Source organism: Oceanococcus sp. HetDA_MAG_MS8, from assembly GCA_019192445.1.
Classification (GTDB): domain Bacteria; phylum Pseudomonadota; class Gammaproteobacteria; order Nevskiales; family Oceanococcaceae; genus MS8.
In genome coordinates this window covers 150052-172810 of the sequence record JAHCMK010000006.1, presented here as the reverse complement: position 1 = coordinate 172810, position 22759 = coordinate 150052, and the positions used below count along the sequence as shown (strand labels likewise).

At 56.9% G+C, this 22759-nt stretch carries 16 protein-coding genes; 8 read left to right on the top strand and 8 right to left on the bottom strand.

Features of this window, described 5'->3' with window-relative positions; genetic code table 11:
- Nucleotides 1-68 precede the first annotated feature (68 nt).
- A complete protein-coding gene (locus tag KI787_12070) occupies nucleotides 69-2486 on the bottom strand; it encodes a DUF2309 domain-containing protein (protein MBV6630689.1) in 2418 nt (805 codons plus the stop codon).
- Nucleotides 2483-4048 carry an NADH-quinone oxidoreductase subunit L gene (locus KI787_12065; protein ID MBV6630688.1) on the bottom strand — a complete coding sequence of 522 codons (1566 nt, stop codon included), beginning with the start codon at nucleotides 4046-4048 and terminating at the stop codon, nucleotides 2483-2485. The genes KI787_12070 and KI787_12065 overlap by 4 nt, the downstream gene beginning before the upstream one ends.
- Before the next feature lie 96 nt (nucleotides 4049-4144).
- Here KI787_12065 and KI787_12060 point away from each other — a divergent pair, with 96 nt between their 5' ends.
- Nucleotides 4145-5026: a LysR family transcriptional regulator gene (locus tag KI787_12060; GenBank protein ID MBV6630687.1), complete on the top strand. Its 882-nt coding sequence runs from the start codon at nucleotides 4145-4147 to the stop codon at nucleotides 5024-5026.
- A gap of 5 nt (nucleotides 5027-5031) precedes the next feature.
- On the opposite strand, the gene KI787_12055 is transcribed toward KI787_12060, so the two are convergent.
- From KI787_12055 to KI787_12030, 6 genes are all read right to left on the bottom strand, one after another.
- The gene (locus tag KI787_12055) at nucleotides 5032-6450 is read right to left on the bottom strand and encodes a hypothetical protein (GenBank protein MBV6630686.1); all 1419 of its coding nucleotides are present in this window, start codon (nucleotides 6448-6450) and stop codon (nucleotides 5032-5034) included.
- Between the two features lie 154 nt (nucleotides 6451-6604).
- On the bottom strand, nucleotides 6605-7591 hold the full coding sequence (locus KI787_12050) for a DUF2333 family protein (GenBank protein MBV6630685.1): 987 nt from the start codon (nucleotides 7589-7591) through the stop codon (nucleotides 6605-6607).
- 119 nt (nucleotides 7592-7710) lie between these two features.
- On the bottom strand, nucleotides 7711-10860 hold the full coding sequence (locus tag KI787_12045; GenBank protein MBV6630684.1) for a CusA/CzcA family heavy metal efflux RND transporter: 3150 nt from the start codon (nucleotides 10858-10860) through the stop codon (nucleotides 7711-7713).
- Nucleotides 10861-10869: 9 nt separating this feature from the next.
- Nucleotides 10870-12090: an HlyD family efflux transporter periplasmic adaptor subunit gene (locus tag KI787_12040; protein MBV6630683.1), complete on the bottom strand. Its 1221-nt coding sequence runs from the start codon at nucleotides 12088-12090 to the stop codon at nucleotides 10870-10872.
- Complete coding sequence (locus tag KI787_12035) at nucleotides 12087-13364, bottom strand: TolC family protein (GenBank protein MBV6630682.1); 1278 nt, start codon at nucleotides 13362-13364, stop codon at nucleotides 12087-12089. The genes KI787_12040 and KI787_12035 overlap by 4 nt, the downstream gene beginning before the upstream one ends.
- A gap of 65 nt (nucleotides 13365-13429) precedes the next feature.
- Entirely contained in the window at nucleotides 13430-13834 is a 405-nt protein-coding gene (locus KI787_12030; GenBank protein MBV6630681.1) for a hypothetical protein, read from the bottom strand.
- Between the two features lie 924 nt (nucleotides 13835-14758).
- Here KI787_12030 and KI787_12025 point away from each other — a divergent pair.
- From KI787_12025 to KI787_11995, 7 genes are read left to right on the top strand one after another with little or no spacing between them, the layout of a single operon-like run.
- The gene (locus tag KI787_12025) at nucleotides 14759-15730 is read left to right on the top strand and encodes a GDP-L-fucose synthase (protein ID MBV6630680.1); all 972 of its coding nucleotides are present in this window, start codon (nucleotides 14759-14761) and stop codon (nucleotides 15728-15730) included.
- Nucleotides 15731-15743: 13 nt separating this feature from the next.
- Nucleotides 15744-16862: a GDP-mannose 4,6-dehydratase gene (gene gmd, locus KI787_12020; protein ID MBV6630679.1), complete on the top strand. Its 1119-nt coding sequence runs from the start codon at nucleotides 15744-15746 to the stop codon at nucleotides 16860-16862.
- Between the two features lie 39 nt (nucleotides 16863-16901).
- Nucleotides 16902-17852 carry an SDR family oxidoreductase gene (locus KI787_12015; GenBank protein ID MBV6630678.1) on the top strand — a complete coding sequence of 317 codons (951 nt, stop codon included), beginning with the start codon at nucleotides 16902-16904 and terminating at the stop codon, nucleotides 17850-17852.
- 15 nt (nucleotides 17853-17867) lie between these two features.
- The gene (locus KI787_12010; protein ID MBV6630677.1) at nucleotides 17868-19667 is read left to right on the top strand and encodes an ABC transporter ATP-binding protein; all 1800 of its coding nucleotides are present in this window, start codon (nucleotides 17868-17870) and stop codon (nucleotides 19665-19667) included.
- Nucleotides 19660-20841 carry a class I SAM-dependent methyltransferase gene (locus tag KI787_12005; GenBank protein ID MBV6630676.1) on the top strand — a complete coding sequence of 394 codons (1182 nt, stop codon included), beginning with the start codon at nucleotides 19660-19662 and terminating at the stop codon, nucleotides 20839-20841. The genes KI787_12010 and KI787_12005 overlap by 8 nt, the downstream gene beginning before the upstream one ends.
- Nucleotides 20838-21998, top strand: a complete 1161-nt coding sequence (locus tag KI787_12000; GenBank protein ID MBV6630675.1) for a hypothetical protein — start codon at nucleotides 20838-20840, stop codon at nucleotides 21996-21998. Before KI787_12005 ends, KI787_12000 begins: the two co-directional genes overlap by 4 nt.
- Nucleotides 21995-22750: a class I SAM-dependent methyltransferase gene (locus KI787_11995; GenBank protein ID MBV6630674.1), complete on the top strand. Its 756-nt coding sequence runs from the start codon at nucleotides 21995-21997 to the stop codon at nucleotides 22748-22750. Before KI787_12000 ends, KI787_11995 begins: the two co-directional genes overlap by 4 nt.
- Nucleotides 22751-22759 lie beyond the last annotated feature (9 nt).

The following is a 22759-nucleotide window of genomic DNA, read 5'->3' as shown; positions in this document are numbered from 1 at the left end:
TCGAACGATTTGAGGGGCTCTGATATGCAACGAACTTCGGAGACAGGACACTAGGCTAAAGCAGCTCTTCAGGCCGTGTGACGGCGGCTGATCTCCTCAAGCTGCATCGGTTCCCACTCTCCAATAGCCGAGTAACGCTGGGCTAAGCGCCCTTGGTCATCAATCAGGAATAAGTGTAGCCAGCGTTGATCAAAGAGGGCCGCTACTCCGGGGTGCTTGCGCAAAATGTCATCCACAGCTTGGGCTGGCGCGGCAACGGCCACACTCAGCCGCTGAGGCTGATGCATGAATTGCTCGCCATCGTGCACAGACTGCCAGGGCAGGCCGGCCCGTAAGCGACCCCCATTGCCCTCAACGACGCCAATGCCGCCCACCACGTTATGCAGCAGTTTATTACCTGCTCCAAATAGCTCCGGTGCGACGCAAGAGCCGTAGTACTGCAGGCTAATCCAACTGGCAACGACGACGGGGGCGGTGAGGATGAGTTCCAGAATTTGGAACTCGGCATCATTGCGCCAGGCGTAGTCGTGCAGAAAGGCGCGGCCATCCAGACGCAGTGCCTTGGTCATGTCGCGCGGGGCAGCAATGAAGAACTGACAGCCGGCCAGAGCCCATTCCGGACGCACCTCAGCCCAATCCTGTCCGCGTTGGAGCAGGCTGCGTGCCTGGCCGGCGCGGGGCAGGCTGGTCGCCCGCTCAGCGCGGCAAAGTCGTCCCGCGGCATGCAGCCATGCCTGAACTTGTTCCAACGACTCTGTGCTGAGTGGGCGTGAGAGGTCGTCGCTGTATAGCTTGACGGTATCGCTAGTGGTGTCGTGCAGGGCCGGCAAGAACTGGGTATCAGCAGGGATATCGATGCCGTGTTGGCTGAGGCCTTGGCGCACGTCAGGGTCATTTAGCAGGCTTGCCAACAGCCGGGCATTCACTTCCCCGGAGTACCCGCCGCAGGCTCCACACTGCAGGGCACTGGCATGCGGGTTATTGACCACGGCTGCTCCATGTCCAGCGAGCAACACCAGTGGAGCGAAGTTTTCGCTCAGAGACATGGCCCGCAGTACAGTGGCTGCTGCTGTGATTCGTTGGTCTAGGCCAAGCTCGGGGTCGAGCCGGGGCAGAGGGTCCTGTGTTGAGGCCTTGGAATGGATGCCGAGGCTATCGCGCAGCAGCCGGCTGATGTACACCGGCCCCATGGCTTCCACGAAAGCAAAGGAGGATACGGCGGCCAATTTAAAGCGGCCCCATGCACGCTTGGCGCGGGCGGTGAGCCGCGTGGCGGTGTCCCGCTGCGCAGACTCCGGGCCACCAGCGCGTGTTTTGAGCGCCGGTTGCAAGAGCACCGGTGCACGGGCCTCGGGTACGTCGGAGGCCAGTGCGCGATGTTCGGCCGCCAAGCCAAAAAAGCCTGCAAACCCCAGCGTTTGAATGCCTTGGTCTTGAGCTTCCAGGGCGCGGCGGAATCGCTCCGACCGCACGTCAATACAAAATGCCGCTTGTAATGTTGGCCTGGAGCTGGACCCGGACTTGGTCTGGGAGGGCTGTGGATTGGCGCGCATTTGCTCGGCCAGTCGACGCTGCGTTGCACGCTCCATGGCGTCTTGCAGCAGCACGTCCACCTGCAGATCGGGGGTCACAGTTAATGGACGAGCATGCGCCTCGACGACCTGCGCCCAGTCTTGAGCGATGTCTTGGCGATACTGATGATGCAGGGCGTCTTCCCACAGCAGACGGATGGCAAGTAGGTCTAGAAGGGTAGAGTCATGACGCCCATTGAGCTGTGCTGTCCAGAGCAGGCCGCGGGCATACTGACTCCAGCCGCCCAAATCCAACAGCAATTGGTGGAAGTAACTTTGCAGAGCGTCAGGAGCTAAGCCCAGATGATGCACGCATTGGCGAATAGCATCGTCTGCATGCCGTGGAGCATCTTCGATGCGAAGTGAGAAATTCCGCAGTCCAGCAATTTGTGGGCTGAGGTCGTGCATGGCGTAACCGCGCCAAGAGCCGTAGGCGCCGCGCTTGCGTGAAGCTGCCCAGAGGGCTTGACCTTGGTCGAAATAACCTTGGGCCCATTGGCCGATACGGTCGCTGACAAAACTGGTCCAGTCCACCTCAGCCGTCCGGGTGGCGAGGTCGCTCACCATAGGGAGGGGGCGCGGTGACGAGTTTTCTCGTTCTAGTGCCTCTAACACGGTGTCCACGCTTGGCTTGCCATGGTTGGCGGCTACGGCCTTTTCCAGGTCGACGCGCGTGATTTGGCCACGCTGCCAAGCGCTACGAAACCAGCTGCGGGGAAGTGTGAGCCGGGCTCCGGCCACACGCCCTAAACGCGCCCCAGTCTGTTCCAGACTCAAGTCAGCTTGGCCTAAGAAGGGGTTCACGGCCACTGTGGCACTGAGGGGCCAAGCCGGAGGGATGGCTGCGGTGGCGGCCTCTGCCGCGCTGAGGATGGGGTCGGTTTTACTGGGGTGAAGGGTGATGGTACTGCTCATGCGGCATCCCTCTGCGTCATGGTGGGTTGCGGGCGCCAGCTCCTCAGCATGCGATCGAGCAGAGCATTGGCATACAGACCGTTATTCAGGTGCACACGCAGTCCGGCTGCGGCCGGATGGTCCGACCACAGCGGAAACATGGCCTGGGCCACGGCGACCACCGCAAAGCAGATCACCAACACAACCAGCACGGCCCACTCCAAGGGGCCTGGTGCGGGCGGCGCCGGGAGGTTGCCGGCCAGCAAGGCCTCAATGCCGCGCTGCAGTGCGAAATAGCCCACCGCCGCTGCCACTGAATACAGGGCCGTGCGTTGGGTAAGCACTTTGGGAGCCTTGTCGGCCAAGCCCTGGGCGAGCAAATAGGCAACGCCGAAAATCAAGATGGCACCTAATGCAATGGCTTGTGGGGACTTCCCTTCCAGGCCAAAGGCAGTAGCCACCAAGGCGTAAATGGTGAGCGCCAGAATAAAAGCGCGTCCCACTGCTTTGCCGCTGGGAACGGCAATAGGTCCTGGGCGGGCAATGGCTGCAACATTTTCTACAGCGCCGCCAGAGACCAAAAAGGCATGCGCCTTGTACAGCGAATGGGCCAGGATGTGGAGCAGAGCCAGGGGGAATAGGGCCAGGCCACACTGCAAAATCATGAAACCCATTTGAGCGACGGTCGACCAGGCCAAAGAGGTCTTCACGGCAGGCTGGGTCAGCATGACCAATCCGCCAAATACGGCTGTGAAACCGCCAACCATCGCCAGTACGGCGAGTACGCCCGGCGCTAGCAGCATGCTGTCGGCCAGACGAATCAGCAAAAAGCCTCCGGCGTTGATGACGCCGGCATGGAGCAAGGCGGACACAGGTGTGGGGGTTTCCATAACCTCGGTCAACCATCCATGCGCTGGAAATTGGGCAGAGCGCAGGATTGCGGCTGTCGCGATGAGGCAAGCTGCGGTGAGGGTCCAGCCGCTACTTGGAGCAGTGGTCGCCCAAGTGCTCAGCTGTTCTAGGTGGCTGGTGCTGGATTGTTGCCACAGGATGATCGCGGCACCTGCTAAGGCGGCATCAGACGCACGCGCTGTGAGAAAGGCTTTGTGCGCTGCGCGGCGGGCTCCGGGGCGCTGTGGGTAGAACACCAAAAGCTGATGCAAACTCATGCTGACGCCAATCCAGGCGGCGATAAACAGCAACCAATGACCGGCTTGGACCAAGATCAAGACCCCAGCCAGCGTCGAGCACATCCAGCCGGTGAAGGCATCCTGGCGCTGCTCACCATCCAAATAGCTGCGGGAATAACGGAGCACGACCCAACCCACGAAGCTCACCAACAGCAACATGCAAGCGCTGACACCGTCTAACCACAGCAGGCTGGCTAAGGCGGGCTGAAGGTCTAGAGGGGCCGGACCAAAAATGGCCGCGCTGCTGACTACGCTGCTGAATAGGGCGCCAAGAGCCGCTAACTCGGCCAGCCTAGGCACTGGGCCTGGACGCAAGCCTGGCCGAGCGAAGGCCAAGGCGGCGGCAAGCATGAGTAAGCCGGGGCCAATGAGGCTGAAATATTCCCAAAGCATAAGCAGTCGCGGCGAGGAAGAGCGCTTAAGGCTAATTGAGTGAAAAACATTTAGGAAATACAATGTTCAGATCAAACCATTTGTAAAAATAGAACAATCTCCCAGCTCAACTACAAGCACCTGCGATATTTCTGGGCCGTCGCTCATGAGGGCAATCTCACCCGGGCTGCACGGCGTTTGAATGTGTCGCAATCGGCGCTATCGGTGCAGATTAAGCAGCTGGAAGATCGTTTAGGCCACGCTCTATTTGAGCGTCGGGGGCGGAGCCTGGTGCTCACGGAAGCTGGGCGTATTGGCTTGGATCATGCGGACGCCATTTTCGCGACCGGTGAGGAGCTGATTAGCACCCTGCAGCAGTCAGGTCGTAGCCGTCAGGCCCTGCGTGTAGGGGCTTTAGCCACGCTATCACGCAATTTTCAGCTGCAATTTTTGCAGCCGGTGCTGAGTCGTCCAGATGTGGAGGTCATCCTGCGTTCGGGTGCTTTGGCGGAGCTGCTATATGCCTTGGAGAGCCTGAGCTTGGATGTGGTGCTCACCAACCAGCCGCCGCCTATGGATACCGGCGTGGCCTATGTGGCGCAGCGCATGGCCGAGCAAAGCGTGAGCGTTATCGGTAGGCCTCAGTTTGCTAAGCAAGCCTGCGTTGTGGAGATTTTGACCGCCTCTCCATTGCTGCTGCCTCCGCCTCAGGCTGGCATCCGCATGGCTTTGGACGCCTACTTCTCGCAGCACAACATCCGGCCGCAAATTGCCGCTGAGGTGGACGATATGGCCATGCTGCGCTTACTGACTGCCGAAGGTCTGGGGTTGGGCATCATGCCTCCAATTGTGGTTCGCGACGAGCTGTTAGCCGGGCAGGTTGCGGAGTTCGCCCGCTTACCTGAGATTGTGGAAACCTTTTACGCAGTGACTGTCTCTAGACGCTTTCCCAATCCGCTGCTCGCGGAATTGATATCCGCCACAGTGGGCGCGCAATAACGGGTTTAGCCGGATGCGGTCCTCAAACTGACATCTTGGTGTTTGGTTGGCAGTGGCTGGGATAGGCGTCGCTGCGCGGCAACGCCCGCCGCTAGGGTGAGCAGCCCCATCAAAAGCGTGGTTGTGAGGTATGGATGCACGATGCTATCCATAGCCGGCACCGGCGATTGAGCGGCGGTGATCAGGGCGCCTCGGTCGGCGACGGCAATCTGGGTTGCCGCCCGAGGCCAATCTCGGCCTTCTGGGATGGAGCCATGTTGGTAGGCGATGCGCCCAGTGTACTGGCCACGGATCTCTAAATACGCAGGCGAACCCTGGTCATTGAGGGAGGCAAGGGCATGTTGAATGAGCTCATCTGCACGAAACAGCCCCAGAACCAATCCACGCGGTGATTGGGTGCGCAGAGCAAAGGCATAAAAGGGTGTGCTGTTCCCGATGCGAAATGGCGGAGATACGGCTGCGGCTTGGTTGCTGGCGCGTGTGGCTACGTCCCCTAGTTCGGGGGTGTTTGCCACCGTCGTGCCGAGCAAATGGAAGGCCTTGGCGGCGGGAAAACCTAGCTGGATGGTGCCCAGGCCGCCCACGGAATCCGGTGCCCAAAGCAGGCTGGATAGGCCGGCTGTATTGGCAAACTCACTTTGCCTGAGGTGGTCTTCAAACGCAGTTTGCGAGTCACCATGCTCGCGGACGGCTGCTGCCGTATGAAACATGAGCTGTTGCTGTTTCAGCAGAACATCATCCAGGCGCGTGCTGACCTGCTGGACTGATTGGGCAACAGCGGTCTGCGCTTGATGTCGGCTGTGGGCGAAGTGCAAGCTTGCCAAGGTCACTACCAGCACCAAACCAGCGCCAATGGCGTAAGCCGTAGATAACCCTGCGCGCGACCACATGCGCTGGGGACGTCCCCAGAGTGTCCACAAGACCATGTCGCTCACAAAGACGGCGCCCAAAGAGGTGAGAAGCTGAAGCAGTAAAAAGGTTTCGGGGTTGTCGTCGAATACGCTGGTCTGCAGGGTCTCCCTGATCAGCCAGTGGCCTACGGACAGCAACAGCACCAAGATGGTCGTTGTTAAGGCGAAGTAACTCAAGCGTCCCAAGCGCAGGCCAAATCCTAGGCTTTGCAGGCTGAAGGCAGTGACCCGGGTTTTAGTGAGGGCGAAGAGCAGATGCCAGACGGCAATGGCCAAGGCCACTTCCCACTGGGTGCCATGGGTGAAGGCGGCAAGCGCATGCCCTGCGACAAAGCTGATGAGCAACCCAAGCCAACTGATGCCTAAGAAAATTCGCGCTGTGCAAAGTACAACGGCGCTCAGTGGCCACCATAGTCCGAGTTCTGGTGGTAAGGCGTAAGCCAGCATGGCTGGCAGAGTCAGCAAGAGGGCAAAGGCGACCAAGCGCGGTTCAATGCCAGAGTTGTGGTGCATGCGTGCCTCGCGCATCCCCGTCGTTCAAAAAAATACGCGATCAACAATGCAAATTGCGCGCCCTCATCCGCTGGCGAGATCGGAATCAGACCTTTGGATGAGAGTCTTCAGCCTGAAGCCTGGATTTGGGGACGTATGCTTACTCGCGGTCGGCTTAACCGTTCTCCAGCAGGCCGATCAAATTGGCGAGGGCCGCGTTCGCGGAACCCAGGTATGAGGCCATGACCAGGCTGTGGTTGGGCCACATGGCAAAGCCACCACCATTGAGAATCATGGGGGTGCGCAGCGGGGCATTGGCCGCCTCCAACTCACGCAGAATTTGCCGGTATTGAATGGAGGCTTGTTTGTCGGTGAGTACCGCTGCAAAGTCGGTTTCCGCAGCTTGGAGTATGGCGAGTAAGGCCCATACCGTTCCACGGGCTTCAAAGAACACATCATCAATGGCGAACCAGCTGGTGCGCTCTACAGATTCGCCGGCTGCACCCGGGCGTGGATGGTCATTTCCGGCTGCTGCTAATGCTTCCAGGCTGGCGTCGTCCACGGTGACTTTGCCCACACTCATGCCCAACCGCTGCACCATGTTGCCCAGCCGTTTCTCCACAACTTGCAGGTAATCCACTAAGTTTTCGGCATTGGCATGGAAGTGCGCGCTGCTATCGGCCGCCAGTAGCCGGGATCGGTAATCCTGCAGCAGCGAAATGCCTTCACGGTACTTGCCTTCTGCACGCGGAAACATCCAAGAGTCGTGGTCGATGGAGAACTTGGGCTCGGCTTGGGCCAGAGCCGGGTCTTCCGTGGATTGGCTTTGCGAGCGGGACATTTCGTTACGCAACACCCTCGCGAAGTCGCGCGTCATTTTGAGCACCCCAAATTCCCAGTTCTGAATGTTGTCCAGCCACCAGGACGGCGGTGTGATGTCGTTGGAGATATAACCGCCGCGCTTATCAAGCAGGGTGCTGGCCACCGCGATGCCCGCATCCACGGTCGCGACGCCTGCCGCTGTTTGAGGCTGGCTGGAATTGGCCGGCACTGGTGGCGTTTGACTTATGAACATGCCCCAGCCGACCAGTACTGTGAACAGCGGCAAAAGCACCTGCGCCAGTCGACGTGGAATACGCCAGCGACCGTCCTCAACAAACATCAGAAGATCGAGCAACTTATCGGTTTTGGACATGATGACGGCAAGATAGATGCGAGGTTTCGCACAACCCTACACCTTCAGCCGGAATAGGTTGTGCACCTGGGGCCAGTACCATGGCTTTAGCCGGGGCTGCCGGCGTAAAGGGCTTGGTCTTGATGCGGTTCTGTGTTCACCTTCGGAGGGCGCCCGAACTGCCGATATAGCGCGGGCAGCACCAGTAGCGTAAGTACGGTGGCCGACAGGATGCCGCCGACGACCACGCTGGCCAATGGACGCTGTACTTCGGATCCAATGCCGGTGTTGAGGGCCATGGGCACAAAGCCTAGCGCGGCTACGAGTGCTGTCATCAACACGGGGCGTAGACGGCTGCGTGCGCCCTCCAATATGGCAGCATCCATAGTCTGCCCGTCGAGTAGGCGTTGGCGGATGACGCTGATCATCACCAGTCCATTGAGCACGGCAATGCCGGATAAGGCGATGAAGCCGACCCCGGCAGAAATGGAAAAGGGAATATCACGCAGGTGCAGGGCGGCGAGGCCTCCGGTCATTGCCAAAGGCACCCCACTGAAGATAAGGAGTGCGTCACGGAGTGCGCCAAAGCTCATCCAAAGCAGACCAATAATCAGCGCTAGGGTCACTGGCACCACCAGGGCCAGACGCCGGCTCGCCGATTGCAGTTGCTCAAAGCTGCCGCCATACCCAATCCAGTAGCCTGGCGGTACATCAAGTTGAGCCTGCACGGCGGCCTGAAGCTCGGCGACAAAGCTACCCAAATCGCGGTTGCGAACGTTGGCGGTGACCACAACTCGGCGCTTTGCGTTGTCACGATTGATTTGGTTGGGCCCTAAGGTGCGCGATATGGTGGCAAGTTGGCCCAGGCGTTGATAGCCCCCCTGCGGCAGTGGGATTAACAGCTCGCGGATGTCATCCAAGTTTTGGCGTTGCGCTTCAGGCAGGCGAATCATGAGAGTGTGACGGCGGTCGCCAGTGAAGATTTGCCCGACCGGGCGTCCAGCATAGGCGGCGCTCACCACATTCTGCAGGTCGGCAACGTCCAGATCATAGCGACGTAGAACCTCGCGGCGTGGCTCGATACTGAGTACAGGCAGACCCGTGGTTTGTTCCAGGTTGACATCAGCAGCGCCGGGTACGCCGGCTACGATTTTTTGTAGCACAGCTCCGAGCGTCGCTAGTTGCTCCAGATCATCGCCATACACTTTCACCGCCAAATCCGCGCGCACGCCAGACAGCAATTCGTTAAAGCGCATTTGTATGGGTTGGGTGAACTCGTAGTTGTTACCGGGCACGTCGGCTACCAGTGCGGCCAGTTCGGCAACGACCTGATCCTTAGGTTTGTGGGGGTCAGGCCAGTATTTACGATCCTTGAGAATAATGAAGTTGTCGGCCACGGATGGAGGCATGGGGTCCGAGGCGATATCGGCCGTCCCAATTTTGGCCACCACGCGCTCCACCTCGGGCATGGTTTTGATGACGGCCTCCAGGTGTTCCTGCATCTGTACCGACTGTTGCAAACCGGTGCCAGGAATGCGCAGTGCATGCATGGCAATGTCGCCTTCGTCCAGGCTGGGCAGGAACTCGCTACCCAGGCTGCGAATGCTGGCAGCGCTGATGAGCACCAGACCAAGGGCCATGAGTAGCAGGCTGCGCCGCCACTGCAAACTCCGTTGCAGCACAGCTGCATAGCCCTGGGCGAGCAAAGGTTGTAGGCGACTATGCTGGGTTGATGGTGGATTCCGCACAAAGATGGCAATCGCGGCAGGAACCGCCGTAATCGATAACAGCATGGCAGCCAGCAGAGCCATCACAACCGTCTGTGCCATCGGGTGAAACATCTTGCCCTCGATACCGCTCAGGGCGAAGATCGGCAAATACACCACGGTGATAATGAATACGCCAAAGAGGGCCGGACGAATCACTTCGTGGGTGGCGACAAATACGGTTTGCAATCTTTGCCGTAAAGGCACCACGCCGACAACGCCAAGTGCGGCCAAACGGCTGAGGCAGTTTTCGGTGATGATGACTGCGCCGTCTACAATCAACCCAAAATCTAAAGCTCCCAGGCTCATGAGATTGGCGGATACGCCGGTTTGCACCATGCCGGTGACTGTGAGCAACATCGACAGAGGGATGACCATGGCCGTGATCAAGGCGGCACGGAGATTCCCAAGCATGATGAAAAGCACGCCAATGACCAGTAGCGCTCCTTCAAGGAGGTTGGTCTGAACGGTGGCCAGGGTTTTGTCCACCAGCCGGGTGCGGTCATAGGCTAGGTCGATGCTGACACCGGGTGGCAGGCTGCGACGAATGGCGTCGATTCGCTCGGCGACCGCTCGCGCGACCGTGCGGCTATTCTCACCCACGCGCATCAATACGGTGCCAAGTACCACTTCGCGCCCATTTTGCGTAGCAGCTCCGGTGCGTAAGGCCGAGCCAATAGCGACCTCAGCCACATCCCTCACACGAATGGGCGCGCCCGCATGCGTGCTGATGGTGAGCGCGCCAATATCCTCTAGGGTGGCCGTGCTACCTCCTGCAATTTGCGCGGGCACCCGCAGCAGCACTTGCTGGCCACCTCCTTCGATAAAGCTCGCCCCTTGGTTAAGATTGTTGCGGCCGAGTGTGTCGGCCAGGTCCTCCAGGCTGAGCTGCATGGCCTGCAGGCGGCGCAGGTCGGGGTACACCAGATACTGTTTGCGGTAGCCCCCCACAGCGTTGACATCTGCGACACCATCTACGCGTAACAATTGCGGGCGGACAATCCAGTCCTGTACTTCGCGCAGCTGCATGGGTGTTACATCGGCGCTGGGCTCTTTATCCAGCACATACATGCTGATTTCGCCCAGTCCCGTCGCGGCCGGGCCCATCTGCGGTTCAGCCCCAGGGGGGAGTTGGCTACGCAGGGTCTGTAAGCGTTCAGCCACCTGCTGGCGGGCAAAGTAAAGATCGGTTTGGTCATCGAAGGCTACGGTGACCTGACTGAGCCCATAACGCGAGATGGAGCGAATGTAATCCAACCCAGCCAGCCCGCCCAGCGCCCACTCCAGAGGCAGAGTGACGCGTTGCTCGGATTCTAGCGGGGTGTAGCCGGGTAGGTCGGTATTGATTTGTACCTGCACATTGGTGATATCCGGGACGGCATCAATGGCGAGTTTCGGCAGGTTCCATAGCCCCAGCCCGCTCAGCACCAGCGTCATCAGTAGGATGCTCACGCGGTGACGAATCGCCCGGTCAAGAATGATTTTGAGCATGGGCCTGTCCTAATGGTCGTGCGCGGCGCCGGACTTTTCGATGTCGGCCTTGATCAAGTAGCTGTTCTGCGTGACATAAGAGGTGCCTGGCGCAAGCCCGCTGCGAACTTCGGCCCATTGCGCATCCTGCGCGCCCAACTCCAGCGGGCGTACCTCATAGGTCTGGCCGAACTGCGCAAAGACCACCGTGGCGCCGCGAAAGCTTTGCAGGGCCTCACGGCGCACCGCCAATGGCACCCTTTCAGATTTCAGCTCCACCTGGGCGTCCACAAATTCGTTCAGATGCCAATGGCGATCACTGTTGTCTACCTCCACCATGGCGTAGTGCACGCCGCCGGGCTGCTGGCTGGGCAAGATCGTTTGAATGTGGCCCTGCGCTTGCCGCCGACCATGGAGACCCTCGATATGTACGGGAAGTCCGGGGCGTAGCTGAGGAATGTCAGCAGGCAACACGGCAAGCTCAACCCAGAGCCGATCCAAATCAACGATGACAAAGAGGGGGGTGTTGGGGGTGGCGACCTCACCGACACGGGCCTGGTGCTGCACAACCCATCCATCGAAGGGGGCATTGAGGCCGTAGCTTTGCAGGCTATCCAGGCTTTGGACACGGGCCAGGGTTTGGCCCTGGCGGACTTGCTGACCAGGTTGGACCTGGGTCGTCTGGATGGTCCCCGTATAGGGGGCAGAGATTCGGGCCTCAGCGGTGGGCGAAGGATGGATCTGCCCGCTGAGCCTGAGCGTCTGACGCACGGTCGCCGGTCCTGCCAGGCTGGTTTTCAGGCCGGAAATGTCTGCGGTTTCAGCACGCAAATGCGTCCGCCCCTCAAAGCTGTCGTAGCTCCAGTCGAAAGTGCTTCCAGCCTTTTCCACACGGACCTTGACCGTAAAGGAGTGCGGTTCAGCAATGCTTTCGACGCTTCGTAGCCCCTGAAGATGGTGGGAAAAGCTGAGCGGGTTGACCTGACCATCCAGGCGTTCTAAAGCAACAGTGAGCGTCGCAGCGTCGGCGGACAAAGCCGCGTTGTCGGTGTATAGCCAGGCATACATGTGTGTACCCTCGGCCTCGTCTACCAGTTTAAGCTCGACGGCGATGTCCTCTTGTGTGAGGATTCGGCCGCCGTGGGGGCCGCTGGGGTCTGGGCTTGCTGCATTGCTGAGGGCGGCTGCGCAGAGTAGACATCCGAGGCACAGCGGACGAAGCTGCCGCATCAAGAGTTGTGGGGTGTTCATGGCCGAGACTCCTTGAGCTGCAGGCTGTGGCCGCTGAGCCGTTCAATATCGATGGCGTGCTGGTGGTAGCGTTGCTGGGTGTCGACGAGGCGTAGCTGGGCGCTGAGCCAGTCGCGATGCAAGCTGGCTAATTCTTGCCAGCCCGCCTGGCCCCGGCGATAAGCGGACTCGGTTTGAGCCACAGCGGTATCTAGCTCTGGCAGGATCGATGAACGCAGTACAGCAGCCACGTGCCGGGCATGGCGCAGCTCCTGAATATGGGCGGTGAGCTGTAATCGGAGTTGCTGCTTAAGGTCCTGGAGCTGGAACTGAGTTGTGGCCGTCGCGGCGCGCGCGGCCTTGATTTTGGGTTGGGCGCGGGCCTGGCTAAACAAGGGGTGACTGATACCTGCAACCCAGGCAGTATCGTTCAGCCCCTCTAGCCGTCGCAGGCCTAGCGTGGCCTGGATTTGTCCGCGGGCTCGGCTTTGTTCTAGGCGTAGCTGTGCGCTTTGCACGCGTTGCTTTTCGATCAAAGCCCGCAGCTGAGGGCTGCTCTCCAGGGTGTCGAGCACAGCTTGCAATGCAGGCTCTGCAGCGGGGATCGCGAGCCGCCCTTGCACCTGTTGCGGCTTGAGTTCCGGCTCGCCCATGTGGCGGATCAAGGCCTGGCGTGCAGTGACCAGGCTATGCTCTAGATCTTCCAGCAGCAGTTCCGCCTCGGCCACCTGGATGCGAGCACGAGCTGCAAACACTGCCCGCTCGGCGCCCGCCTGCACGCGCTGCTGCGTTGACTGAGCGTGCTGCTTCGCAAAGCCGAGGCCGGTTTGGGCCAACGCAATTTTGTGCTGCACGCTCAGCACTTCAATGAAGGACAAGCTTAAGTCCGCCAGCACATCTAGGCGCTGCACATCCTGTTCGCGTCTCAGCAGGGAGCCTTCAGCCTGAGATACGGCGGCGCGAGCTTCGCGCCTTTGCCCCAACCACATCACCCGACTCAGGCTGATGGTAGTTTGAGCATTATCCCAGTCGCGGGTGCGCTGCTGGCCCAGAAAGTCCTCGGCCATCAGCTCTACTTGTGTGGCGGGAGGCTGTGCAAATTGCTCCGCCAAGGCTGAATGGACTTGCCACTGAGGCTCAAACCCCGCCAGTCGGGGGTGGTGTTGATAAGCCAGTGCAGTGGCTTGCTCCAAGGTCAAAGAACCGTGGCTAACCAGGGGACTGGCTATGGCAAGCGCCGCAGGCGCTAGTAGCGCCGCCGCAGCTACGGCTGCCAGGGGAAAAGCTGTTGTCATAAAGCCTCCAGGGCTGATCCAGGCACGCGTGCACAATGAGGCACACGCACTTTCGGTGTAGGGGATCAGATGGGGCTTGGTGGGGCCTGGGCTGGAGGCTGGCTGTAGCGCAGAGGTGGGCGGGGGGCGCTCAATGTCCGCAGCCGCGAGCGTACTGGGCTTTGTGTGCGGATCAATAGGCTGCCGGCAATTGCTATAAGGATTGCAGCAGCAAACTTGCCTAAGGGGGTGATCTCGGGCTCGACATCCTGTTGCTCGCCAACATTCAGACCGTGGGAATGCTCTGCATCGAAGGCGTGAACAACGTGTAACGAGCTTGGTTCTGAGCGCACCATTTGGTGCGAAGGAGCGGAATGCTCCGACGAGGTATGGGTGTCGAGGTGCAGATGAACGCCAGTCACTGGGAGGCTCAGCAGCATCCAAATGGCCGCCCAGCTTAAAGTCAAGGCAATGGCTTTCATGAGCGCCATGGTAGCGATCATAGGACACCAGTACATAGTCGACTTTGGTCGATGAATGAGGCTCAGGGGGTTGGGTAGCCAGCGTCTGGGTTGACCATATTGTTCGGGCGGGGCCGGCAGGGACAGCTCGAACCCTTGAGCGAGCCACGAGTCAGTCGATAGAAATGCACCACTTTCCGAGCTCTTCAACATTGAATGTGGCTCGATTATTTACGTTGCCTTGACGGCGGCTGATATCTCCTGGGGCTTCTGGTCGCGACGTGAGCCCGGTCATGGGTCCGACAATCCATAAGGTATCTATCGCTGTGCTTGCCCTGCTCATCGTTGGTTGCGCCGCAACTCCAGAGTTAGATCGGCTCGCCGCAATAAATCGTACTCTGTACTTTGACGCAAGTATGAACTGTCAGCAGCACGTTGCAGCAGTGAAGAGCAGCTTGCTGAGGGAGCCTTCCTGGGTTGTCGAGGACATTTACTCATGTCCGGACTTCCTTTTCCGCCGGACCGGCGCCTGTCACGTTGCGGCTTTGGTGTCTACGCCGTCAGGTCGACAATTCGTTGTTGATAATGGGGCGATTCTTCGCTCTGCATCACTTGCTGTTTATGGTGTGATAGACGCTGATACATTCCAAGCTGTGCTAGGGGATGAGCCAACCTGGACAGGCGCAAATGCTCGTCGGGAGATGACTGCTCACGTTAGGACTTCTATAACGAAGAACTGACACATTTGTTGTCAAGGCCTTGTTGAGAACGAGCTGGCAGCTCAGGCTACTTGCACTAGTGGCATCAGAGTTGTGTGAAATCTACAAGGCATGTGTTGCCGAGCAGCCCATCGACGCCGGTCTGTTGCCTTGGAGGTCCGGGTTGGCGTCGACCCCTGAAGAAGCGTGATACATTCCGATGAGGGATACGGGACCGAACCGCGCACAAGACTCCATGAAGAAAGTATTCGTTGCAGGCCACGCTGGCATGGTCGGGTCCGCCGTTTGTAGACGCCTCGGACATGGACATGCCCAAAGTGGGAGTTATTCGGTACTGACGGCTTCGCGTTCACAGCTCAATTTGCTTGACCAGGCAAGCGTTGACCAATGGTTTGCTCAAACAAAGCCGGAACTGGTTGTGATTGCGGCTGCAAGAGTGGGGGGCATCCATGCGAACAATGCGTATCCCGCCGACTTTATCTACGAAAACATACAAATTCAGTCGAATATCATCTATTCGGCGTGGAAACATGATGTAGAGCGCTTGGTTTTCTTGGGTAGTTCGTGCATTTACCCAAAATTTGCGGCCCAGCCTATCACCGAGAGCGCGCTCCTAGGCGGAGAACTTGAGGCGACAAACGAGCCCTACGCAATCGCGAAAATCTCGGGAATCAAGATGTGCGAGAGCTTCAACCGTCAGTATGGAACGGACTTTAGAAGCCTCATGCCAACCAACCTGTACGGACCTGGAGACAATTTTCACCCCCTGGAGTCACACGTTTTTGCTGCTTTACTCGCGCGTTTTGAAGAGGCCCGCCGCTTGGGAGCCCGCGAGGTTGAAGTTTGGGGGACGGGCCGACCGCGCCGAGAATTTATGCATGTTGACGACCTTGCGGACGCTATCGTTCATGTTCTCGGACTTCCACGAGAGGTATACGAGACTGCGGTGGAGCCCATGCAATCCCACCTGAACGTAGGTACTGGAAAGGATGTGTCCATCGCAGAACTTGCCGACCTATTCGCTAAGGCAACAGGGTATTCTGGAGTGGTCAGATTTGACGCGACACGACCCGACGGTACCCCAAGAAAATTGCTTGACGTGTCGGCAATGAAGGCACTGGGATGGGGTGCCAAGATATCACTCCAAGAAGGAATTGATTCGACCCTGAAGTGGTACCGGGACCACCGCGAAGCTATTCGCTCTTGAGTTCAGATTTACTATGAAAGACAAATCAGCTCTCATAACAGGCATAACGGGGCAGGACGGGAGCTACCTCGCGGAATTGCTTCTTTCCAAGGGCTACACAGTACATGGAATCAAGCGTAGAGCATCATCATTTAACACTCAAAGAATCGATCACATCTATCAAGATCCCCACGATGACCCTCGCTTAATTTTGCATTATGGCGATCTCAGCGATAGTTCCAACCTGACGCGAATCCTCGCGGAAACTGCACCCGATGAGGTGTATAACCTTGCGGCACAATCCCATGTCGCCGTCAGCTTCGAAAGCCCTGAATACACCGCCGATGTAGACGCTTTAGGTACTTTGCGGCTGCTCGAAGCGATCAGGTTTCTGGGGCTGGAAGAAAAAACGCGGTTCTACCAAGCCTCAACCTCAGAGTTGTATGGCTTGGTGCACGAGACTCCGCAGAATGAGAAGACGCCATTTCATCCGCGTAGCCCGTATGCTGTAGCCAAGCTCTATGCGTACTGGATAACAGTCAACTATCGAGAAGCATACGGAATGTATGCTTGTAATGGCGTGCTGTTTAACCATGAGTCCCCCCGACGTGGTGAAACCTTTGTCACGCGCAAAATTACTCGCGGCTTAGCCCAAGTGGCCCATGGCTTAGAGGACTGTATTTATATGGGGAACCTGGACGCGAAGCGCGACTGGGGGCATGCTCGCGACTACGTCGAGATGCAGTGGCTGATGCTGCAACAGGAGATTGCTCGCGACTACGTCGTTGCGACCGGCCAACAGCATACCGTTCGGGATTTTGTGGTTTGGGCGGCCTCAGATCTAGGCCTAACAATTGAGTTTCGTGGCGAGGGGGTACAGGAGCATGCAGTTGTGATGGAAGTCGATGTCGAACTCGCACCGAGCGTGACAGTCGGACAGATCATCCTACGCGTGGACCCCAGTTACTTTCGCCCTGCAGAAGTCGAGTCCTTGCTTGGGGACGCGAGTCTGGCCCGCGAGCAACTAGGCTGGGAGCCGCAATGCTCGGCTCGTGAACTCTGTCGTGAGATGGTTGCCGCCGATCGCGTCTTCGCGCAGCGTGAAGCATTGTTGCGTAAGCACGGCTACACTATTTCGAGTGCGCGTGAGTAAATTACTCCCTAACAGCGACTTAAGTGGGACTTGACATCAATGAAGCGAGTATTGGTAACCGGGGGGGCGGGCTTCATTGGTTCCCACCTATGTGCAAAGCTACTCAGTGACGGCCATGAAGTGCTGTGCTTGGATAATTTTTTTACTGGGTCTAAGCGGAACGTTGCTCATCTATTGACGAACCCTTACTTTGAACTCATTCGCCATGACGTATGTTTTCCACTTTATGTGGAAGTGGACGAGATATATAATCTCGCGTGTCCGGCAAGCCCTGTTCATTACCAGCACGACCCTGTGCAAACAACAAAAACTAGCGTGCATGGCGCTATTAATATGCTGGGCTTGGCAAAGCGTGTCGGCGCTAAAATACTACAGGCGTCGACAAGCGAAGTCTACGGCGACCCCACCATTCATCCTCAAGTCGAGGGCTACTGGGGTAATGTGAATCCAATCGGCCCTCGATCTTGTTATGACGAAGGTAAGCGTTGTGCAGAGACCCTGTTCTTCGATTATCACCGGCAGCACAGTCTTCGAATTAAAGTAGCGCGTATTTTCAATACGTATGGTCCAAATATGAATCCAGATGACGGCAGGGTCGTATCGAACTTTATTGTGCAAAGCTTGCGCGGCGAGCGCATAACCATTTATGGAGATGGCCAGCAAACACGTTCGTTTTGCTACGTGAGTGACTTAGTCGATGGGTTAATTCGGCTCATGGAGTCCGCCGATGATCTCACTGGGCCGGTCAACTTGGGCAACCCGGCTGAATTCACCATGTTGGAGCTGGCGGAAAAGGTGCAGCAGCTCACCGGCATGAGTGGAGGGTTCAGCTTTGAGCCGCTTCCCCAAGATGATCCCAAGCAGCGGCAGCCGGATATCACTTACGCAAAAGATAATCTGCATTGGATGCCCGATGTCGCCCTAGAGCAGGGTTTACGGCATACCGTTGCGTATTTTCGAGGTGTGCTTGAGAAGAGCCCTCAAGCGTAATACGACATGAAGTCTATGGTGCGCGACTTGCGCTTGCTACTTACCCATAGTGAGCGTAAACAGTTTGCTTTGATCTTGCCGTTTGCCGCTGTACTCGGCGTTGTGCAAGTCGCGAGCATTGGTTCAGTGGTTCCCTTCATCTCCATGCTGACCCGCCCGGAAATGATTTGGGAGAATAGGTGGCTTGCATCGTTTGCAAACCTGGCCGGTATTGATTCGCATAAGACTTTCACTCTAATTTTTGGGGGTCTGATCCTTGTGATGCTGATCATGGCCAATAGCCTGGCTATGTTGAGTCAATGGTGGATAACGAAGTTTTGTTATGACTTTCATAGAAGGTTGTCGGGTACGCTACTGCATAATTACATCCACCGGCCCTATGTTGACTTCATCGCTAGTAACTCAGCGGATTTGGCAACCACAGTTGTCAATGAGTCCTTACAGGTAACGCACGGTGTGATTGCCATCATTTTAGGGTTGTCGTGCTCGGGCGTGATGGTCATCTTCATGTTGCTTTTCTTGAGTTGGCTTTCCCCGGTAACGGTTTTGCTTGTAGCCACCGTGTTCGCAGTCATTTATGGTGGGATGTATGTTGTTCTTCGCCGGCGGATGGAGCGTCTGGGTCAGCGCAGGCTGGACGCCAACAAGGCTCGGCTTAAGGCTGTTAACGAGGCTTTTGGAGGGCTGAAGGAAGTCAAGGTACTAGGGCGTGAGGACGCATTCGTGCACGCATTTCAGCCTCATGCATTAGAGTTTTCCCGCTCGGTGATCTCGAATCATTTGCTGGGGATGATCCCGCGCTATTTTATTGAGACCCTGGCTTTTGGCGCACTATTAAGTGTTGTGCTCTACTTTGTTGCTGCTGACCGTAACTTGTCTGCGCTCCTGCCATTGGCCAGTGCGTTTGCATTCGCCGGCTACCGTATGTTGCCCGCTTTCCAGTCGATCTATCGGGGTTTGACAACGCTGAAATACACTGCGCCCGTGCTGAAGTCTATTTCGCTGGAGCTCACGCAGACATGGCCTGAGGGAGGGAGAGCTCCCAACCCTCCTCGAATGCCCATGGAACATGGTCTGCGTCTAGACCATGTGAGTTACAGCTACCCCGGATCTGAGAAAAAGGCGCTAAGCGATGTCAGTGTAGATATTGCAAAGCGTAGTTTTGTCGCCTTTGTTGGCCCGACAGGTGCGGGAAAGACAACGCTTGTCGATGTCATCCTTGGGTTACTGACACCGCAGAAAGGGGGGCTGATCGTCGATAACCAGGTGATAACCGAAGAGAACCGGCACGCCTGGCAAGCGAATATGGGCTACGTTCCCCAAGATATTTACCTGCTTGATGACACAGTCATCGCTAACATCGCTTTCGGCGTACCACCGTCGGAGGTGAACATTGAAGCGGTCTATAGAGCCGCCAAAACTGCAAAAATCCACGAGCACATTTGTGCTCATATGGAGAATGGTTATGCGACTATTGTGGGGGAGCGGGGTGTTCGCCTGTCGGGGGGGCAGAGGCAGCGTTTAGGTATAGCCCGTGCTCTCTACCATGACCCGGACGTGCTCGTGCTGGATGAGGCAACCAGCGCGCTAGATCAGGACACCGAAAGAGCGGTGCATCAAGCGATTATGGAAATGGCCCACGTCAAGACGGTCATTGTCATCGCTCATCGTATGGCGACGGTGATGGATTGCGATCAAATTTTCATCGTTAATGATGGCAAGATTGTCCGCACAGGCGATTACTCAAGTCTGTTTCCAGACGAGGACGCGGCGGGTCGGAGCCTGCGGAACTTGGGGAAAAACGTTCGTGTTTAGGGCAGCAGCGCTGTTGTGGAGCCGTTGGGTATGGCGCTGGCGCTCTGGAAAAATTAGTGGCCGCGTTGCTGGCTATCTAGGTCGTTCGTCGATTGCTCAGCGCGTGCGCTGGCATGGCGCTCGTGGACAAGAAGAAGGAGCCACTGCACTGGTGCAGCAGGTTTTGCAACGGCTTCCCCCAGAGGCAGTTAATACTGGTGCCTGGGTGCTGTGTAGCGGGCCTAAGGATGGTTTCCATCGTGGTGTCTTGATTCGCCTGAGAGCAAACGGTCTTAGGGTTCGCGAGACTGATATTGCAGCCATTGCCACGGACACGGATGATGACTTGGAAAAGTGCAGGCTTGTCCTATGCTTGTTTCAAGATGCATCGCGGCAAACCCAGTTGGCACGGGCCGTGATGCGCCATCCATTTCTTTCTCAGCTTCCGTTTGAGTATGTTGCCGGCTTGGACGCTGCCCAGCCATTTTTCTCTGCGCATGACGAATACCGGGAAACTTTTTTCGTTTCGCCCGCGTTATTGGATAAGCCGACGCCACACGAGATTTATGCAGAGTCATTGAGCCTGTTTGAACAGAAGTGCGGCCTGCGTGATTTTCTGGATCTCTACCAACTACTCAAGTTGGTTGTAGAGAGGAATATCCCTGGGGACATCGCAGAGTTCGGCTCTTACCAGGGTCACAGTGGTTGGCTTATTGCGCGGACTTTGGAGTTGCTGGGGTCTGATAAGCGCGTCTTCCTGTTCGATACCTTTGATCGCTTTCCCCAAGAACGTGGTGTTGATTACTTCTGGGGAAATACGCACCATGTGGATTTTTCTCAGGTTCAAAAGAAATTTGAGAAAATGCCGAAAGTACACCTCATTCAAGGTGACTTTACTCAGACATTAGACAGCGCGCCGATTGAAAAGTTGGCGATGGCATTTATTGATTGTGACAGTTTTCGTGCGACCGAGTACCTGTTGCGCGCTATACCGCAACAGTACCTGAGTCCTGGCAGTGTCCTTGTTTGCGAGGACTATGGGCATCCCGCTTTGCTGGGGAACCGATCTGCAGTACATGAGGTTTTAGATGGGCAAACAGATTGGCTGCGTCTTTTTCTTCATTTTAGCGGCCTTTATGTTTCCATCTGGTGGCCGCAGTCGACCAGCCATAGCGGAGAGCGACCCGAGATATGAAGCCGACAGAATTTGACATCGTTGTAACGACGATATTTTCTCCTGAGTGGCTATTAGGCTACCTGGAGAATTTTGAGAAGTATGATGCGTGTGACAAAGTCACGTTAAGAATAATTTGTGACAAAAAAACTCCCAAGGAAGTCTATGCGGCCGCAGCCCAAGCGCAGCAAATGGGTTTTCATATTGACTGCCCGAGCCTGGATGAGCAGGCTGACTACTTAAAAAAACTGGGTTTGCCGGCCGACTTTATCCCCTGGAACTCTGATAACCGTCGCAATATTGGGTTTCTACGAGCTTGGGAGCATGGGGCAAGAGCGCTCATATCCATCGATGATGACAACTATTGCCTGCAAGGGGAATCCTTCATAGATGCTCATGGCATCGTGGGGTCTGCGACAACGACTCTGCCAGGCTCAGCTATGCTTGCATCTCAGGCGCCGTGGTACAACGTCTGTGAAAACCTTCATGCAGAAAACTGTGCGTCTTTTTATGCGCGCGGGTTCCCTTACGCAGCGCGTGGCGCTTCAGAACGGGCCACGCTTGAGCCTTTAGGCTCAACCGATAGACGCGTCGCCGTTAATGCAGGACTGTGGACCGATGATCCCGACGTTGACGCCGCTACGAGATTGGTTCAGGGCCCGCGAGTAATTTCGGCGAACTCGACTGCTGTTTTGCTAGATACTCCAACATGGAGCCCCATTAACACCCAGAACACCGCATTGATTAGAGATGCGATTCCGGCCTATTACTATGTGCGGATGGGTTTCCCCATCCAGGGGATGCGTATTGATCGATATGGCGACATCCTGTCCGGTTATTTTCTACAAAAGTGTGTCAAGCATCTTGGAGATGCCATATGCTTTGGGTCCCCTATTGCTGAGCATCGACGCTCGCCGCATAACCTTTTTCAGGACTTGTATCACGAGCTTGCGGGTAAAGTGATTGTGGAGGATCTGCTTCCTTGGCTTCAGGGTTTAAAACTTCAAGCCAGTACCTACACCGAAGCTTATGCCGTGTTGGCGGATGAGCTGGAGCTTCAAGCATCACGAATGCATGGTTTCATTTGGGATCAGGGAGGTCAGGAGTTTCTTAGGGAAACTGCTCAAATGATGCGGGTTTGGCTCAAGACCCTGGCCCGTATTGAGGGTGCTGCGTGATTCGGCGGTTACGACGGGCACTGGGTCGCAGTCCTCAAGAACATCCGCACGCACGTCTGCGTCAATCTCTGACCGAAACAGACCATCGCATCATTTCAGCGATACGACCATATACGATGACTAGCTTGCCGCGGATCGCTGCACTACTTGATGCGGTGCGCTACTGTGTTCAGCGTGACCTAGACGGGGCCTTCGCGGAATGCGGGGTGTGGAGAGGAGGGTCCATCCTTGCGATGATTCTGACTCTACAAGAGATGGGCGTTGATAATAAGGACATCTTTCTATACGACACCTTCGAGGGCATGACGATGCCCTCAAATAACGATACTTCACCCTATGAGCGGCCAGCTTTAGACAGTTGGAAAAACTCTATTGGCAGGGGTGAGAGGCCATGGAAGGAGTTCTTCGAAGAGTCTGGGTTTAACGAGAACAATGTTCGCGACCTGCTCATGCAGACCGGCTACCCCGCAAGCCGTATCCATTTCGTTCGAGGGCCAGTTGAAGAAACCCTTCCTACGCAGGCACCGGAGCAGCTGGCCCTACTCAGATTGGACACCGACTGGTACGAATCTACGAAGCACGAGCTGTTGTGTTTGTACCCGAGGCTGGCGCATGGTGGAGTATTGATTTTAGATGACTACGGTCATTGGCATGGCAGCAAGCAAGCGGTTGATGAGTACTTTTCTCAGTATGCCGAACCTGTGCTCCTGACCCGTATCGATTATGCTGCTCGCTTGGTCATTAAAGCTTGAGAGGTGGGT